Here is an 18,500-nt window from a genome sequence, read left to right on the forward strand (position 1 = left end):
ATGAGATGTGGCAATAATTTGAGAAAATAAGGGAGTAAAAAAATAGGGACAAAGAAGCCCCCGAAGCAAAAAATTTTACCACAATCATATCAAACAATTTTCCGAAAGCATTTGAGTGAACAGCAGTATTTGACACTAGAGATATTGTTGTTATTAATACATTTTCAAAAGTTGAATCAAAATAGCCTGTTACTTTACCAGGACGGGCAAGATGCCCATCCCACAAGATTGAATCATCTTTTTGGTGATTAAAGTAGGTAACTATATGGTTCTTCTAGTGATTGTACGGTACTGGATTTAATGGTAGCTAAATGACGTAGTAATAACTGGACTTGTTGAAGATTGGGACGATAGGAAAGATTGCCTTGTTTTTCAAATAGTGGTGGAGAGTTTATGCCTATTTTCAGGGCATCAATCGCTTTATAATCGAGGTTTTCCTGGGAGTGATGGGTCAGCCAAAGGTGATCTGAAGTGGCAGGAATTAAGCCTGGTGGTAGTTCACCTTCTAAGAAAGCTAATAATCGCTGTTGACAGATGCGGGTATTGATACCACGACTTTCAAATAGCTGTAAGACTTCACCAAAGGATAAAGAACGGTTAGGTAATAGTTTTAGCAGTTCAGAAAACAGGAAATAATCTGTGTATTGTTGTTTAGGTATGTCTAAAACTTGGGGATGCAAAGGTAACATAGTCAAACCTAATGCTACGCGACTACAATTAGGAGTGCCGTTTTCACCCAGGTATAAGTCTTGAATAATTTTGGCATTAGGCAGTTTTTGCCGTAACCAACGGTTAATTGTGCCAACGGAAGCCACACCACCGCTGAGGACAGCTTGATTAATGGCTTCGGTGGGAATACCACGAACTACTAGTAACTTGTTAAGTTCTCGATTGAGACGACGGACAAAGGGCACAAAGACTTGACTTTCCAGGTCTCGACGCTGCAGTACCCAACGTTGGTCGGCAAATTCTAGGGTAAAGGTTTCTTGGTGCTGTAAAATTAGTTTCAACGCCAAGGCTGCGTCTAATAAAGCTTGTCCCAGGAGGGAACTTTCTAGGCGCTGTTGAAGACGAATTCGTGCTTCTGTGTCTGGTTCACCGACTTTGGGTAATGATAAGGCTTCTAAACCCAAATCAGAAAATTGCATTTGGTCTAAACCAGGAATCGAGGGTTGCCAGTGCCAAGGATTTGTGTTGGTTGGTTCAGGGTGAGATTGTCCGGGTTGACGGGGTTGGCGAGATTTTGGAGGTAGCAGTAATTGACAAATAATGTCCTGTTCAATGCCTTTGCCAGAGTAGGGAAAATTGTGCAGTATGAAGTCTTTGTGTGTCAATTTTTCTAAATTTGCTGGTATATCTACCAAGGTCATTTCTACTTGAGTTGCGCCAATATTAATGGCTAAAGTGTTACCTAATAGGGGATAATCGCTGGTTTTTAAAGGGCGTAAACCTTGATTTTCGCTAATTTGGATAGATTGACCATTGGCACTGTCTAATTCTGGCAGCAAACTGGCGATCGCTTCTTCGACAAACAAGATTTGTTGGGGATGAGAGACCAGTTCACTGGTGACAATCGCTTCCCGCACATTAAAACGATATTGTTCAGTCCAACTGGAAGGACAAGTACAGATCACACCAGCGATATTCTTAATTATTCCTGAAAAGGCTGCTGTACTCATACCCACAGCATTAGCAATTAACGCCGGTGTGGTACTAGTTTGACTAGACCTGAGAGTTGATAATAACTTAGAGAGCGATCGCACCACCCAAATTAACGGACCTGCAGAAAACTCGTTCAATTGCAACATCGGCTCCCATTTTTGCCGTTCTTGCTGATAGGGAACTGCTATTTGCAAATAAGGCTTTAACTGTGCTGAATAAAGATGAGGGGAAAAATCTGATTCTCCACTTTTCCCCTGATGAGAACCTGAATTAGTAGGTAAATAAACTTCTGCGGGTAACCGGAATGATTGCTGAAAATTAGAACCATCAACTTGACTTTCGGCTGACCAATAAATTGGATAAACTATCAATTGAGAGCGATTTAATAAAGCCGCAGAAATTCCCGTTGTCCCAATATCAATTCCTAAATACCAAGTGGCCTCCAAAGTATCACCAGGAATAAGCTCTTTCTCTTCTTCATGGTGAATTGATGTTTGATTATTGGTAGTTGGAAATTGCCCCTCAGTTAGTGGAGATTGGGTAAAATATTCTGGTTCACCCTCTACATTTGTCTGAGTTGTTAAACTTAAATCTACTTCCTGATCAGAAACTATATTTACACTATCAACTTGACTCGTAGCATCTAACTTAGTTATAGATTCTCCCGCATAATTTAATTGCTGATCAAAAGTAGCTAGATCTTGGTCTAATTGTTGCAACTGCTTGGCATCTAAAACAATTTCTGGTATTTCTGAAACATCATTATCTAACACAGACAGCAAATTTTCCTCAGCAGAAGCAGCAACAAAGTTACTCAATGCTAATTGCTGATTTTCTGTTTCTCTGTCTGCATTATCTAATTGATTGATAAATTCTAACGGTACTATTTCATTACCAGTATCCACCAACAAATCAGTTAAAACTGTGATTGTATCAACAGGATCGGGTTCTTTTTGAATTTGCTCTACTATTTCTTTTTCTTCGGGTGAAAGTGGGACTTTAACTTCTGTAGGAGCGGGAGAAATTATTGTTTGCGGCTCGTAGTTTTTATCATCGTCTTTTGGTTCTGCTAACACAGCACTGTCAGCTATACTAGAAACTGTTGAACCGTTAATTTCCAGCACTGATAAATCATTACTGATATCTTCAGAAGCAATGGCTAAATTTTCATATTTCCTAAATGTCAGATCGGGAGAAAATGAGAAATTTAACGATGAGGAAATTTCAGTATTAAAGAAACTCGCATAAAGTTCATCTACTTCATCAGTATTTGTTAACTGTAAATCTTTGGCCGACTGTGATTGATTCTCTAACAACTCTGTAGCTAGATTAATTGGCAATATTTCCGCCCCAGAACTTTCTAGAGATATATCTTCTGAAGTTTTTGATTCCTCAACAACCGAAGATTCAGCTAATGATAGTGATGCCGATACTATTTGAGGATTGACAACTGAGGAAATAGCAGACTCATTAATCAAAACTTGCTGTTGTAAATATTGCGTCAAATTATTGAGGAAATTTGCCATCAATTGTTCACCCTGTATCCCCTGGTCGTGCATTTTAGCTAATGCCTGGGATAGGGAATGATAATAGGCGTTAATATTACGTTCTAGGGCTTCAAAAATACTATTAACAGTTCCATCCAGAGACAGTAACCGCTGATCTAAATTCCGGGCTAAATTTGCTAACTGTTCTACTCGTTCTGCTGATTCTAAAATAGGTTGAATACCAGAAGTAATTGCGTCTAGATTCTGGACATTAGCATTAAGTATCAACCCAGAATTGGATTTTAGGTGTGGTACTAAACGACCCATGAGGACCTCTAAAAAATCAGAAATCATTCCCTCTTGGTCAGCTAACTGCTGGCTTAACAAAGAGTTTTGTAGTCGCTTTTGCTCTAGTTGTCTAATTTCCTGAAGCAAATCTGCTCTTTCCGCCAATAGCCTGGATAATTCCGCTTGCAATGGCTGAAGCAAAGCCGTTATTTGTTCTCTGGTTTGTGCTGTTTCACTACTAATTGTCTCTGGCGGGTGTCCAGAAGACTCTAAAACAGATGGGAGATTCTGTTGGTTAAATTGTGTCAACAGAGATGAAAATGCTGGTGTGGCAGATGATTTAGTGGTTTCCGGTAGGACATCATTCTTTGATACTTCATCCTCCTCCAATTGCACTAAAAAGCTCCGTACTCGTTGCAAAACCTCTTTTTCCTGTTGTCTCTGGTTAGAAAGGAACTTAGAAATACCTTTGGCACTATGAGACAGTAAGTGATCAATATCTGCAATTAGTTGGTGAATTTCATCAGTATGGTAAGTCACGTTAAATTACCTTAGTTAAAAATGTACGTTGATTTGTAAGGGACTGACAATTACAGAAGTTTCCATGATTAAAATTTGTCACTGACACTTCTAGGGCTAATTATGTTAAGTAGTCGTGCAAAATAAATTATAGGGAACAGGGAACGGGGAAGGAATACAGAAATTTTTGTTTGGTTCAAAAATGTTTTCAGGATACACGAAAATCAAATAATACGTCTATATTAGTCAATATTGTCAATCAGTATTTACCACAACGGTGACAACAATCCCCGAAAAAAGGGTCTGGATTTTAGGTTTATTCAGCAAACCCTATACAGAGAGGAAAACGCAGATAGAAACATCCTTGGTCGAGGGCTGAGTACGGTAGGGATACGGTCACTTTCATGCTAGACATGAGCAACGCTTTAGGAGATAATTCCTTTACTCACCTGAGTTCGACATAAGATAATTTGTGGAAAACTCGCCATGAGTCTCAAACCCTTATGATCTCGTTGAAAAAATTATAACTTCGTTCGCGTAGCGTCTCCGAAGGAGGAACTCCTAACACCGAACTCAGGTAATAACAGTCTTAGTGTTGTGATGATAGCAACTTTAATAATCAAAATGCCCTGATGGAAGAGCGATATAATACAAATAACACATCTCATACATGGATGATTACAGCGCCATTTTTTCAAGGCTTGTCAGAACTGGGCATAGAAAAGGCTCTAACTCATCTTGTTACTCGTACCCATCCAGCCAACCAAGTAATTTTATTAGAAAATGACTGGGGTAACTCTGTATACTTTATCGTAAATGGATGGATAAAAATCCGTACGTATAATTTAGATGGGAAAGAGGTAACGCTAAATATTATTGGTAAAGGGGAATTATTTGGGGAAATGGCAGCGCTAGATGAAGTTCCCCGTTCTACTGATGTTATTACTCTGGCGGCGACGACGATTGCGAGTATACCTGCTCAAGATTTTGTGAATTTGCTGCAAACAGAACCTTTAGCCGGGGTGAGATTGGCTCAATTAATGGCTAAAAGGTTGCGACAGGTTAATAGAAGATTACGTCTTCGGGAATCGGATAGTCAGTCACGGGTGGCGGATACGTTGCTATTTTTGGCAGAGGGACAAGGAAAACAAGAGAATGCCGGCACGGAAATTCCTAATTTACCGCACCGGGAGTTAAGTAGTTTAAGTGGATTGGCACGGGAAACTGTGACAAGAGTGCTGACAAAGCTAGAAAAAAAGGGTTTGATTATGAGGGATCAAGATAGAATTCGTATTCCAGATTGGTCAGCTTTGGAAAAAACTATAGTTTAAGGAAGGGGGTAGAAACCCCATCTTCAACAAAGTAAGATGGGGTAGTTGATTTTAGTTATTTGGCATGAGTATCGTTGATTCCCTACCAGAAGAACCAGGGCAAGATTCATCTCCTGAATCTCTTTCCCAGCCGCGATTACAGTACCAACCACTGAAGGTTGAAAGTACCTTAAGGATGGTGGAAACGGCTTTTTTAGCCAGTACGGCGAGTTTAATTTGGTTTATTAATTTTTATTTTCCTTTGGGTCCAGTATTGCGGGTGTTTTTTCCTATTCCTATTGCTTTGGTTTATTTACGTTGGGGTAAACGGGCAGCTTGGATGGCAGCGGTAACTTCTGGGTTGTTGTTGTCTGTGTTGATGGGTCCGGTTCGGAGTCTATTATTTGTCATGCCATTCGCCTTGATGGGTGTGCTGTTAGGGGCGACTTGGTATCGTCGTGTACCATGGATTGTTTCTATTGCTTTAGGGACGCTGTTGGGGACGCTGGGGGTGTTTTTTCGCCTGTGGTTTTTGTCGGTGCTATCGGGGGAAGATTTGTGGGTTTATGTGATTACTCAGGTGACGGAAATTATTGAATGGATTTTTTTAAAGTTGGAATTGTTAATGACTCCCAATTTACTATTAATTCAATTAGGAGCGATCGCTCTGATTCTTCTCAATAATTTTATTTACTTGTTTATAGTTCATCTTACGGCTTGGTTACTTTTAGACCGTTTAGGTAATCCCATCCCCCGTCCACCTCGTTGGGTGCAGGTGTTGATGGATTATGAGTAAGGATTTCGGAGTCAGGAGTTCAGGAGTATGGCTAACGCCACGCTGCGCTATCAGGAGTTCAGGAGGAAGAAGAATAGTTTTCACCAATTACCAATTCCCTATTCCCTGCTATATGATTAATATTTATACCCAAGTTACTCAGGGCGAAGTATGGCTCAATCGTTATCGGGGTAAATTACCGATATTTGCCTGTGTTTTAGGATTTACAGAAACTGGGTTGATTCCGGGGATTTCTGCGGCTGGGTTGACTCCCGATGATCGCCGATATACGGCTTGTGCTGATGCGGAATTTCTCTATTACGGTGCTGAATATCAACCTAAGTACCCTCTGCCACCTTTGACTTCGGGGGCTTCTCCTGTGCTGATTTCGCGGGCGGTGGTGGCTGATTTAAATATCCCTGTTTACTTGTTTAATGCGGGATTACTACATATTCCACCTGTACCATTAATTGATTTGGGTGGTGCGCCGGCGAGGTGTTTAAGTGGGGGTGCGGCGATAGATTTAAATACTGTGAAACATTTACTAGCGGAAGGATTAGCTTGGGGTAATCAATTAAGTTCTCAGTTAAATTATGATGGGTATTTAATTTTGAGTGAGTGCGTTGTCGGTGGCACAACAACGGCTTTGGCAATTTTAACTGGTTTGGGGATTGATGCTGCTGGCAAAGTTAATAGTAGCCATCCTGTGTGTAATCATGGGCAAAAATGGGATTTGGTGCAGACTGGATTGGCAAAAACTCCTCCGTCCGTTGATCCTTTAGCATTAGTAGCGGCGGTAGGTGATCCTATGCAGGTGGTAGTAGCAGGAATGGCGATCGCTGCGAGTCGAAGTTGTGGGGTATTATTAGGTGGAGGGACGCAAATGTTAGCAGTTTATGCTTTAATTCAAGCGATCGCTCACAAATATAACCTATCTTGGCAACCCGCAGAAATTGTCATTGGTACAACCCGTTGGGTAGCAGAAGACTCCACCGGTGCAACCATTGACCTAGCCCAAAGTTTAAATAAAAATAGCATTCCCCCCTTGTTAGCCACACAATTGAGTTTTGCTAATTCCCGATATCCCCAACTTCAAGCTTATGAACGGGGTTTTGTTAAAGAAGGTGTTGGTGCTGGTGCGGCTTGTATTGCTGCTGCTTTAAGTGGAAATTGGCAACAACATCAACTATTAGCAGCCATTGAAGCCCAACTTGAGCAACTTAGCACCTATCAATAAACTCTTTGTCTGAGTAACTGCTCTTCTAAGGCGGCAATCCGATGATATGCGGCAGTTAACTGTGTTGTTAAGCGTTGAATTTGAATTTCTGGTGTTATGTGTTTATCTGTAGTGTGATAATTCATTTCGGGAACACCATCAAGCAAAATATCCTTATGCTTCAATTCTTTTAACTCATTGACTGGCGGCTTTTTTTCCAAATAATGTTCTATGGCTGGTAATTGCCGCAAAGATGAATCGGATAAAGCTTGAGATAGCCGCATATCAAGCCTTTCAATCACTTCATAGACAGCACTAACCTTCTGACTTAAGGTAAGAATTTGTTTTTCTAATGATTCCATTTAATACCTGCACCAAAAAATATTTTCTCTATGTTATTCACTTTACTGGCGATTCTAGCTATACTTATGGATCATTTAACTTTTCATGGCTTTTTTACTCATGGGATGCTGGAGTTTTTATAGAAATCAAGCATATTCATTAGTTAAACTGATAATTATCAACCGTGATTATAGAGATAAAACTATGGATAGACGATCTTTTCTATTAGGCACAAGTATTCTAGCGCTTTCTCAGGCGATCGCCGGCTGCGGAACAAACCAGCAACCACTCTTAAATGTCCAATTATTAAAAAATTCTATCCCTGGTCAGGTAGTTAATCAGTTTCGGAAAACCGTAACTCAAGGGGGAAAGTTAAAATTTACTCCCATTAATCAGCTTGAGGATTTATTTAAATTATTACAAACTTGGCAGCAACCACCAACTAATCATCAGCAAGAATGGACTCGTTATTTACCTTTCAATCAAAATCAAAAATCACCAACTGCCAATTTAATCACATTGGGAGATTATTGGTTACAAGCAGCAATTGATCAAAAATTAATTCAACCATTAGCAACAGCAAATATCAAAAATCTAGTTAACCTCAATCAAAAGTGGCAACAGATAATTAAGCATGACCAAGAGGATAAAATTTGGGGCGTTCCTTATCGGTGGGGAAACACAGTAATTATTTATAATCAAGAAAAGTTTCAACAATTGGGTTGGACACCAACAGATTGGAGTGATTTATGGCGGAGTGAATTGCAAAATCGCATTTCTTTACTAAATCATCCCAGAGAAGTCATTGGTTTAGTTTTGAAGAAATTAGGAAAATCCTATAATACAGACAACATTAATCAAATTTCTGCCTTAGAAACGGAATTAAAAATATTAAATCAACAAGTGAAATTCTATGATTCTAAAAATTATCTAGAACCATTAATCATTGGAGACACTTGGTTAGCAGTTGGTTGGTCTGATGATATTATCCCCATCATCAGTCGTTATCCAAAATTTGCCGCAGTTGTCCCCAAATCAGGAACAGCAATTTGGGCTGATTTATGGGTAAGTCCCACAGGTGTTAATAATGACAGTTTAGCATATCAATGGCTAGATTTTTGTTTACAACCCAATACATCTAAACAAATTGCCCTACTCACTAAAAGCAATTCTCCCATTGACAAGACTATGGTTAATGGGGATATTCAGAAGCAGTTACAGAACTTATTATTAACTGATTCAGAAACTTTTGCCAAAAGTGAATTTTTACTGCCTTTCCCTTCAGCAGTGGTGAAAGAGTACGAAGATTTATTTATGAAGATCAAACAATCCTAATTTGACGAAGCAAAACTGAAACCGACTTGACTTTGATGATTCATCTGAAGCCGACAGGAAGCAGGACTTTGAGGAAAATTACAGGTGTAAGTTGCTAAAGGTTCTTTTTGATAGTTAAAAATTCGGATATTGTAACCATATTTACTAGCTAGGCTACCTAACCGATTCACAAAGACATACTTGCCAAAATAGTCTAATAATCCCCAAATTTGCTGATTAACAATTAAATCTGCACGGGGTGGTTCTGTTTGCGAAGGTGGGTAAACTATCCAATTATCTAAAAGTTGTTTTTCTGAATTTTCCTTAGCCCACCATAAACTAGGAACTGTTAATTTTTGGGGATCAATAGTTTTAGCTGTGATGATATTATCCTTTGGTTCGGTAAGTAGATATAACTGCAAAGGTGCATTAGATGGGAGAAAAATATTTTCTGCTTTTGATGGAAAAATGGGTAAAAACAAAGACGTAAAAACCCCCATTGCTAATAATAACAGTGGTTCTTTACGGGGAAATAACTTATTGTTAGTCATAGCTTTGATATTTTATATTTATTTCCCATAATGTTCATAGTTAAATCGAGAAAATCCTGATTGAAATATAAAAATTTTATTGAAGAGTAGGAGTCAGTGGTCAGTTGTCAGTTGTCAGGAGGAAGAAAGAAGTTAGCCAATGACCAATAACCTGTAACCTGTAACCTGTCACCTGTAACCTGTCACCTGTCACCTGTCACCTGTAACCTGTAACCTGTCACCTGTAACCTGTAACCTGTAACCTGTAACCTGTAACCTGTAACCTGTCACCTGTCACCTGTCACCTGTCACCTGTCACCTGTAACCTGTAACCTGTAACCTGTCACCTGTCACCTGTAACCTGTCACCTGTCACCTGTCACCTGTCACCTGTCACCTGTCACCTGTCACCTGTCACCTGTCACCTGTCACCTGTCACCTGCTGTAAAATATATGAAAATTATTTCTTGTTCTCAACAACAGTGCTACGCTTGACGGTATTCGGGGCAATGGCACGATAAAATTCTATAACGATAAAATGTAATAAAGGTCTAAATGGCAGAAACACTATTTTTCAACGCCCTGCGGGAAGCTATTGACGAAGAAATGGCACGCGATTCTAGCGTATTCGTTCTAGGCGAGGACGTGGGACACTACGGCGGTTCTTATAAAGTTACTAAAGACTTACACCAAAAGTATGGTGATCTACGAGTTTTAGATACCCCCATTGCAGAAAATAGCTTTACAGGGATAGCTGTAGGGGCTGCTATGACTGGGTTAAGACCGATTATTGAAGGGATGAATATGGGCTTTTTGCTCCTCGCCTTCAACCAAATTTCTAACAACGCGGGTATGTTACGCTACACCTCCGGTGGTAACTTTAAAATCCCTATGGTGATTCGTGGTCCTGGGGGTGTGGGTAGACAGCTAGGTGCGGAACATTCCCAACGTCTCGAAGCTTATTTCCAAGCTGTTCCCGGTTTAAAAATTGTGGCTTGTTCCACACCTTATAACGCTAAAGGATTGCTAAAAGCAGCTATCCGCGATGACAACCCTGTGTTATTTTTTGAACACGTTTTACTTTATAATTTAAAAGAAGACCTGCCAGAAACAGAATATGTACTACCGCTAGACAAGGCTGAGGTTGTTCGTCAAGGTAAAGATGTGACGATTTTAACTTATTCGCGGATGCGGTATCATGTGCTGCAAGCTGTGAAAGCTTTGGAAAAACAAGGTTATGATCCAGAAGTTATTGACTTAATTTCCCTGAAACCTCTTGATTTTGAAACTATTGGTGCATCAATTCGCAAGACTCACCGGGTGATTGTTGTGGAAGAGTGTATGCGAACCGGGGGTATTGGTGCAGAATTAACCGCTTCGATTAATGACCGCTTATTTGATGAATTGGATGCACCTGTATTGCGGCTTTCTTCTCAAGATATTCCCACACCTTACAACGGTAATCTTGAGCGCCTAACTATTGTCCAACCAGAACAAATCGTAGAAGCCGTCCAGAAGATGATGGCTTTGCGAGTTTAGTTGTCAGTTGTCAGTTGTTCGTTGCTGTGAACCAATGACCAATAACCACTGACTAATGACCAATTACCAATTACCAATTACCACCTCAAACTTCTACTCACAACGCAATCAAAGAACGTTATTATAACCTTTGTTAGTTGTGAGTGATAGTATGCAAAAACAGCGATCGCTATTAGCGTTAATTATAGTTTTGGTCATCGCCGCTATTACGGTGATTGTGACAATTCCTGTCCCCTTGGGGTTGGATTTACGAGGTGGTTCACAGCTGACTATTCAGGTGAAACCAACGGCGGAAATTCCCCAAATCACCGAAAGAGAATTGGAAGCTGTGCAAAAAGTAGTCGAGGGGCGAATTAATGGTCTTGGTGTTTCTGAGCCATTAATTCAAACTATCGGTACGGATAAAATATCCGTACAACTACCAGGTGTAAATGACCCAGAACAAGCAGAACGAGTATTAGGTGGTACAGCGCAATTAGAGTTCCGTATCCAAAAACCGAATACAGAAACACAACTTTTTGCTTTCCAGATTACACGCAACGATCTGAAAACCAAGCGAGAAGCGTTGAAAAAATCCAAAGATCAAGCCGCGATTGATAAAAATAAGGAAGAGTTTCAAAAGAATAATCAAGCGATCGCCGAATTGTTTGAAAGTACTAACCCACCCCTGACTGGCAAATATCTCAAGGATGCCTACGGTGAACCCAATCAAGGCACTAACTGGAATGTGGCTATCCGTTTTGATCAAAAAGGTGGAGAACTCTTTGCTGGACTCACCAAACAGCTTGCTGGAACAGGTCGGAGTATTGGTATTTTTCTGGATAATGAAATGATCAGTTCACCCACCGTAGGACCAGAACACGCTGCTACTGGAATCACTGGTGGTTCTGCTATTATTACGGGTCGTTTTCAAGCCCAAGAGGCTAATGATTTAGGGGTACAATTGCGCGGTGGTGCATTACCCGTTCCTGTGGAAATTGCGGAAAGAAGAACAGTAGGCGCTACTTTAGGAAAAGATAGTATTCAAAGAAGTATCTACGCTGGTATTGGTGGTCTGACTTTAGTATTAATATTTATGGTGTGGTACTATCGCCTACCGGGAATGATAGCCAATGTTTCACTAATAATTTACTCCATACTGACTTGGGCTGCATTTTGTTTACTAAGTGTTACCCTCACTTTGCCGGGAATTGCAGGTTTTATTCTCAGCATTGGTATGGCTGTTGATGCTAACGTCTTGATTTTTGAACGCACCAGGGAAGAATTACAAGCAGGTAAATCTTTATATCGTTCTGTAGAATCTGGTTTTTACCGCGCCTTTTCCAGTATTTTAGATAGTAACGTCACTACCTGGATTGCTTGTGCTGCATTATTTTGGTTAGGTTCAGGATTAGTCAAAGGCTTTGCACTTACCTTAGCTTTAGGCGTAGGGGTGAGTATGTTTACCGCAATTACTTGTAGTCGCACATTGATGTTTTTAGTTATTTCTATTCCCTCTTTGCGGAACACACAACTTTATGCTCCTAATGTGCCAGTAGCAAATAAGACAGGAGTGGCGCAATGAGATTAGATATTAACAAAGCACGGGGTACTTGGTGGACTATTTCCGCTGTGATTATTCTGGTGGGTATCATCTCTATGGTGATATCCACCCTCAATCCCAGCATCAAAGCACCTCTGCGTCCCAGCTTAGACTTTATCGGCGGAACCAGGTTGCAATTTGTGCGAGACTGTGGCAAACCTGGTAACTGTGACCAACCCATAGATATAAACGTTGTGCGAGAAGTGGCTAAATCTCAGGGACTTGGAGATAGTAGCATACAGTTAATCTCGGAAGATGGACAGGAAAATGGCATTACTATTCGCACCAAAAACCTGGAAACGGAACAGCGGAGTAATTTGCAAAATGCCTTAACTGAAAAAATCGGTGCTTTCGACCCCCAAAAAAATCAAATTGACTCCGTTGGTGCAACTTTAGGAAAGGAATTATTTACTTCGGGAATCTTAGCTTTAATAGTTTCCTTTGTCGGAATAACTGTTTATATGGCTTTCCGATTTCAGTTGGACTATGCCTTATTAGCTATTGTGGCTTTGTTTCACGACATTCTGGTAACAACTGGAGTTTTCTCAATTTTAGGCTTAGTTTTCGGCGTTGAAGTAGATAGTCTTTTCATTGTTGCTTTGCTAACTATCACAGGTTTCTCTGTCAATGATACTGTGGTCATTTATGACCGCATTCGCGAAACTATTAAACTTCATCCCGAACAACCAATTGCTGAAGTTGTTGATGATGCCGTTAACCAAACTTTGTCTAGGTCAATCAACACCACCTTAACAACCTTACTGACATTAACTGCTATTTTCCTATTTGGTGGAGAAACCCTCCATTATTTCTCTCTGGCGTTAATTGTGGGCTTTGTAATGGGAGCTTATTCTAGTATTTTTATTGCGAGTACACTCCTAATTTGGTGGCGAGAACGCAGTGAAAATTACTCAGTTGCAACTCCTATAAATTCCCAAGAAAGTTAAATTTCACTCATTCCTAACCTTTGGCGAGGAATGTCTAAGTTGAGGCGCTGACTCCTTAACGAATTACTTGTAGGGTGCGTCAGACCGCATAAATCTTGCCAATAAACAGATTCTTGATATCTGACGCACCCTACCAATGTTCCAGTTGTGTAAGTCCGCGCACACTATACCTTTCCTATGTATAAACCTGAAGAACCACAAATTGAACCAGAAGCAGTGGAATTAGACCCGGCTTTTGCTCAACAATTACAAAAACTACATAGGCTAACAGTGTATGGCCGATGGTTATTTGCCGGTTGTCTGTGGCTGACTATTGCGCCTTTTTGTTTATGGAATTTACGGACTGAAATTTCTTTGTTACAAGAATATTTTACCTGGGTAGGACTACAATATACACTGATTTTTCATCCTCTATCCACACTAGGTTTAAGTTTATGTATTGGTATGACGGTTTGTGTTTTAGTTTGGCAAAGTCGTAATATTCTGTGGGGACTATCATTACAAGAACAGGAGAATTTAAAAAAGCAAGTTTATCGGATTCGTCAACAAGGATCTTCTCATCCTTTATGGAAATGGGTTTGTCAATAATCAGGAAATAGGCACGAAGCAAATTAATTTAAAGTCTAAATTCATATTCTTTTGGGCGATTAGAAATCGCGGCTATACAAACAAAACCCAATACTGTTCGGTTAAGGTTAAAAAATCTAAGTAGAAAATTTCGTTAACCGAACAGTATTGAACCACGAAGGACACAAAGAGCGCGAAGGAAGAAGGAAGAGGAAAAATTTATTTACCCGTCAATTAGTTCTCGAGAGACTAAGTAGGTGAACCGAAAAATTTAAAGGTATGTGAAGAAAAGTAAAATCGCCTAAAACTCTCTTCCTCTTTCCAGTTAAGAGTTCCCTTGCCCCAACGACAATTTTTAACGCCAACCTACTTACTAGCGAGGCTGAACCTTCAACCCCCGACGTTCTAAGATTTGCCGTATCTGGGGACTGGGTGTGTAATTATAACCATAGCTAGAACGCTCTGAGTCATCCATAACTTGAGGTGTGAGTAAGACAATTACCTCTCTGCGCTCATTAGTTCTATTGGTTTTTCTGAAAAGCGCACCCAGCAGGGGAATATCACCCAAAATAGGCAGCTTAGAAACAGTTGTCCGATCTTGATCCTGGATAATACCTGAGAGAATAAGTGTTTGACCATCTCGCAAGCGAATTGTACCGGAAGTAATGGCGCGAGTAGAAACTAAAATGATTTGGCCATTACCTGTGTCTGCCGTACCAGCAGGAGATTTAACCTGCGGAGCAACTTGTAAAGACACAAAACCATTATCATCAATTCTTTCTACTACTACAGCAAGTTTAAGCCCTATAGGTTCTTTTGTTATCTTTCTATCTTCTCTAGAGCCTCCGGGAGTGTCAGTTACAGTTCTTGTTATATCTCCTATAACGTCCTGCGTTAGTTGTACATCAGCAGTTTGGCCTTCTTGGACAATTAGGGTTGGGTCGGTCAAAATCTTGGCATTGCCACTTTGTACTTGTGCTGTCAAACTAGCCAGAAACTTTTTAGGGAACTGGTATAAAGTGGGCAAACTGTAAGTATATTTAGGGGGAGTTCCAGCAGTTCCTTCAGTAAATTCTGTCAACCCTGGTTGTGTTGGATTAGAGTTTATCCCCGCACTAGGTAGTCCTGTCGTTGGATTTGTTTGGTTGAGAAAAATATTTGCACTACTCAGTGGATTAGTAGCAGTAGGAGTCCCAGCAATAATATTTGACACATCAGCGGCACTAGCAGGCTTAGAACCACCGAAATTGAAACTTGCTGCACCACCATCATTTGTAAAGAAGTTATTACCGACCCCAAAAGAAAAACTGGTGTTGTAACCTTGGGTTCCGGCAAGGTTAACATCAATTATTTTGACATTAATTACCACTTGACGACGGCGTAGATCAAGGGGAACTATTTGAGACATTGCCATTTCAACTAACTTAGGAGTTCCAATCAACGTAAGAGTATTAGTTCTTTCGTCCCCTGATACTTGTAAACCTCTGAGTAAAGGAATTGAGTCAATAAATTTAATCCGTTGAGCGACAAGACCAGTATCTGTCGCAGACTCTGATTTCTTTCCTTCTTCTTTACCAATTACCTCTGTAGTGACCCTAGTTATCTTAGGTTCAGCACTAAAAGCACTTTCCGCACCTAAATTAACTAAAATCCTTAAAACTTCTTTTACCTTTGCTTGGTTAAGTCTTAAGTTACGCATAACGATATCACGAGTAGTATTAGGCAATTTAGTTCCCACAAAAATAGTGCGCCCACTGCGATTAGCCTCTAAACCACTTAGACGCAGGACATAATTAAATACATCTTGTACAGGTTCATTCTCTATATCTATGGATATTTTCTCGTATGTAATTGGTTTGTCAGTGTCACCAGTGTTTTGAGTTGATGTGCTAGTTGTCTTATCATCTCCTCCCTGTCCAACATAAGCCAAATTCAGCCCCGCAGCCCGCGCTAACAGTGATAAAACTTCTCTCACGGGTGCATCACGTAATACTAACCGGGGAACTCGTTCTTGAGTACCTAAATCAATTACTGTGGGTGATGTATCAATATTCGATTGGGTAATATCTCCTACTGGTGGAGCGACGGCTCTGGGTAAGAAAGGAGGCGCTTGGTTATAAGGTTGATTTGGTCCTGCTGATTGGGCAATTTTACCGTCAATGGTGACTTGGGGATTAGGGACTAGGACATCTGGACGTTTACCGGGTTCGGGTTTAGATTCAGGTGTGGTAGCTGGGGCTGCTGATACTTTTTCTGTAGGCTTAGTGGCGGTTGATGCTGTTGAATTTGTGGTGGTGGTAAAGCCAAGGGTAAGATTATTATCTTTTCGCATGACGGGCTGATTGCTGGGTGCATCATCAACACCTGTGACTATCACCCGAATGCTATTAGTGTCTAATTGTTTAACTTCAATAATCTTGATTCCCGGTGCGGGGTTTTCTTGACGGAAGTTATCACCTTTGGGTAGACGCAGTTGGGCATTAATTACATCTGCAACTAAGGATTTGTCTTTTTTAGTTGTAAATACTTGGGGGCGATCGCCGGCAGCAGTTTTTAAAATGACACTGATTCCGCCCTCAATGGGATTGAGTTTGACATCAGTAATTTGTGTTAATTGTGCCAGGACTGGTTGGGCGGCTAAGAGTACACAAGCCGCTGCACTTGATACGAAAACACTATTATGAAACTGTTTCACAGTTCATTCCTCACATAAAATAAAAGTCTAAATTGTCACGTATAGCAGGGAATAGGGAATAGGGAATAGGGAATAGGGAATAGGGAATAGGGAGAATATTTCATTTTGCCTCTTGCCTCTTGCCTCTTGCCCCTTGCCCCTTGCCTCTTGCCTCTTGCCTCAAATTTGATTATTTTTTCGGTGTTGCTGCTGTTTTAGCGGCTAAATTAGTTATTTCTTCGGGAGTTAGTGGCATTAAAGCTTCTAGGGCAAAAGTTGTTGTTAGTTTACCGATACCAATTTGCACGGGGTTGTCTTTATCATCGGACATTTCTGGTGTAGATAATCTAGAGTCATAGTTTTTAACTAACAATAAAGGCTGTAATCGCTCAATGTTTCGTATGATTGATTGGGTTTGTTCAAAATCCCCTTCAATGTCCACAGTGATAATACTGTGTTTGAGTTTATTGTTAACTTCTACCCCAAAACTGCCATCTTCTACGAGAACAGGTTTTTCAGAGGTCGGGACAAATCTTTTTAGTTTGGCTCTAATGGCATTACCAAAAGCTTTACCATTACTGGAATCTATTAAGCGACTGGTATCTAGTAATAGAGTATCCAAACTTTTTTCATCTGCAAATAAAGCTAGAATTTGTTGTTGTTGTTGTTTAGCTTCGGTTAAATTGGCTTCTATTTTACCGATTTGTTGAGCTTGGGTTTTCTTTTGATTAACTTCTGTTTGCAGTTGATCTTGTTTGGTTTGCAGTTGTTGATAGGTATCCCAAACAGGAAGGGCAATGTTCAATAGCATATAACCTGCACCTGCTACACCTAGGAAGCCGACTAAACCACCAATAATAGTTGGTGTTAAGGTGACACCAAAAACAACAGGACCAGAATTTTGAATCTCTGTGCCTTGATTGGGGAAATTTAAATCATCACTGAATGTCATTGGGCAATGACTCCTACTTTTTTGATATTGCGAAGTCTATCTACTAGTCCGACTGTACCTTTTTTCTCTAATTCTTGAATTAAATCAGATGCTGGCACATTACTTAAACCTGTTTTAATAGTGTATTTAACTACTTGAATGGGTTTAATTTTTAGATCAGATTTATCAGTTTTTGGGGGCAGAAATCCTGTTATGGCTGGTGCATCTATTAATTCTGCTGTGATGATTCTGGTTTCTTCTTTATTGAAAAATTTAGATTGTCCTAGACTTAGGGCAAAATCGTTAACTAAGGGATAGGAAATGGCAAAACCAGAAATTTCTAAGAATCCAGCGGTGTTGGTGTTGTTGGGGGTGGTGGCAGCTACGGCATCTTTACCAGGGAGAAGGGGGGCAATTTGCTTAATGGTTTCGATTTGCACTTTGTTAGGAATGCGATCGCGCAAATCCTGTAACATTGCTGACCAAGGACGTATTTGATCGAACACTGTTACTAAGGCTTTATTTTGGCTATTAATGTCGGCTGTTTCTGCTTTGATTTTGGCAATGTTGGCTATTCTGCTATCTAAGCTCTTACCTTCCTCCTCTAACTTGGTGATTTCTTGGGTTAATTCAGCGGTTTTCCCTTCCAGGATGGATAAACCAATAAATATTAAACCTGGGAATACTAAACCTATTGCCACTCCTAGATAAACTGGGATTAAATTCCCTAGTTGAATAGGTTGTTTTTGAACTTTCCTTGCGGTTTGCTGGTGATATTCTGGACGATCTTTAAGAAAGTTAATATCTAAACTGTACAT

At 40.2% G+C, this 18,500-nt stretch carries 14 protein-coding genes; 8 read left to right on the forward strand and 6 right to left on the reverse strand.

All coding sequences use genetic code 11. The features are described from left to right. Positions 1-248: 248 nt before the first annotated feature. Positions 249-3,977, reverse strand: coding sequence for a hypothetical protein (locus IQ226_RS08670; RefSeq protein ID WP_193894557.1), 3,729 nt, complete (start codon positions 3,975-3,977; stop codon positions 249-251). Positions 3,978-4,588: 611 nt separating this feature from the next. Here IQ226_RS08670 and IQ226_RS08675 point away from each other — a divergent pair. From IQ226_RS08675 to cobT, 3 genes are all read left to right on the forward strand, one after another. Then, the gene (locus IQ226_RS08675) at positions 4,589-5,287 is read left to right on the forward strand and encodes a Crp/Fnr family transcriptional regulator (RefSeq protein ID WP_193894559.1); all 699 of its coding nucleotides are present in this window, start codon (positions 4,589-4,591) and stop codon (positions 5,285-5,287) included. Between the two features lie 64 nt (positions 5,288-5,351). Continuing rightward, the gene (locus tag IQ226_RS08680) at positions 5,352-6,062 is read left to right on the forward strand and encodes a DUF2232 domain-containing protein (protein WP_193894561.1); all 711 of its coding nucleotides are present in this window, start codon (positions 5,352-5,354) and stop codon (positions 6,060-6,062) included. 112 nt (positions 6,063-6,174) lie between these two features. Then, the gene (gene cobT, locus IQ226_RS08685; RefSeq protein WP_193894618.1) at positions 6,175-7,278 is read left to right on the forward strand and encodes a nicotinate mononucleotide-dependent phosphoribosyltransferase CobT; all 1,104 of its coding nucleotides are present in this window, start codon (positions 6,175-6,177) and stop codon (positions 7,276-7,278) included. On the opposite strand, the gene IQ226_RS08690 is transcribed toward cobT, so the two are convergent. Continuing rightward, entirely contained in the window at positions 7,272-7,619 is a 348-nt protein-coding gene (locus tag IQ226_RS08690; RefSeq protein WP_193894563.1) for a hypothetical protein, read from the reverse strand. The genes cobT and IQ226_RS08690 overlap by 7 nt on opposite strands. A gap of 184 nt (positions 7,620-7,803) precedes the next feature. On the opposite strand from IQ226_RS08690, the gene IQ226_RS08695 reads away from it, so the two are divergent. Next, on the forward strand, positions 7,804-8,934 hold the full coding sequence (locus IQ226_RS08695; RefSeq protein ID WP_193894565.1) for an extracellular solute-binding protein: 1,131 nt from the start codon (positions 7,804-7,806) through the stop codon (positions 8,932-8,934). Here IQ226_RS08695 and IQ226_RS08700 read toward each other — a convergent pair. After that, the gene (locus IQ226_RS08700; RefSeq protein ID WP_228039326.1) at positions 8,931-9,464 is read right to left on the reverse strand and encodes a hypothetical protein; all 534 of its coding nucleotides are present in this window, start codon (positions 9,462-9,464) and stop codon (positions 8,931-8,933) included. The two genes, IQ226_RS08695 and IQ226_RS08700, sit on opposite strands and share 4 nt — an antisense overlap. A gap of 533 nt (positions 9,465-9,997) precedes the next feature. Between IQ226_RS08700 and IQ226_RS08705 the strand changes: the two genes are divergently transcribed. From IQ226_RS08705 to IQ226_RS08720, 4 genes are all read left to right on the forward strand, one after another. After that, positions 9,998-10,981, forward strand: coding sequence for an alpha-ketoacid dehydrogenase subunit beta (locus tag IQ226_RS08705; protein WP_039204864.1), 984 nt, complete (start codon positions 9,998-10,000; stop codon positions 10,979-10,981). A 151-nt stretch (positions 10,982-11,132) separates the two neighbouring features. After that, the gene (gene secD, locus IQ226_RS08710) at positions 11,133-12,545 is read left to right on the forward strand and encodes a protein translocase subunit SecD (protein WP_193894621.1); all 1,413 of its coding nucleotides are present in this window, start codon (positions 11,133-11,135) and stop codon (positions 12,543-12,545) included. Then, positions 12,542-13,510 carry a protein translocase subunit SecF gene (gene secF / locus IQ226_RS08715; RefSeq protein WP_193894567.1) on the forward strand — a complete coding sequence of 323 codons (969 nt, stop codon included), beginning with the start codon at positions 12,542-12,544 and terminating at the stop codon, positions 13,508-13,510. The genes secD and secF overlap by 4 nt, the downstream gene beginning before the upstream one ends. Positions 13,511-13,687: 177 nt before the next feature. After that, positions 13,688-14,098, forward strand: a complete 411-nt coding sequence (locus IQ226_RS08720; RefSeq protein WP_193894569.1) for a hypothetical protein — start codon at positions 13,688-13,690, stop codon at positions 14,096-14,098. Between the two features lie 352 nt (positions 14,099-14,450). On the opposite strand, the gene IQ226_RS08725 is transcribed toward IQ226_RS08720, so the two are convergent. From IQ226_RS08725 to IQ226_RS08735, 3 genes are all read right to left on the reverse strand, one after another. After that, the gene (locus IQ226_RS08725; RefSeq protein ID WP_193894571.1) at positions 14,451-16,772 is read right to left on the reverse strand and encodes a type IV pilus secretin family protein; all 2,322 of its coding nucleotides are present in this window, start codon (positions 16,770-16,772) and stop codon (positions 14,451-14,453) included. 169 nt (positions 16,773-16,941) lie between these two features. Beyond that, positions 16,942-17,703: a pilus assembly protein PilO gene (locus IQ226_RS08730; RefSeq protein WP_193894573.1), complete on the reverse strand. Its 762-nt coding sequence runs from the start codon at positions 17,701-17,703 to the stop codon at positions 16,942-16,944. Beyond that, the gene (locus IQ226_RS08735) at positions 17,700-18,500 is read right to left on the reverse strand and encodes a PilN domain-containing protein (protein ID WP_193894575.1); all 801 of its coding nucleotides are present in this window, start codon (positions 18,498-18,500) and stop codon (positions 17,700-17,702) included. The genes IQ226_RS08730 and IQ226_RS08735 overlap by 4 nt, the downstream gene beginning before the upstream one ends.

Origin of the sequence: Dolichospermum sp. LEGE 00240 (assembly GCF_015207875.1) — a bacterium.
Taxonomy (GTDB): domain Bacteria; phylum Cyanobacteriota; class Cyanobacteriia; order Cyanobacteriales; family Nostocaceae; genus Dolichospermum; species Dolichospermum gracile.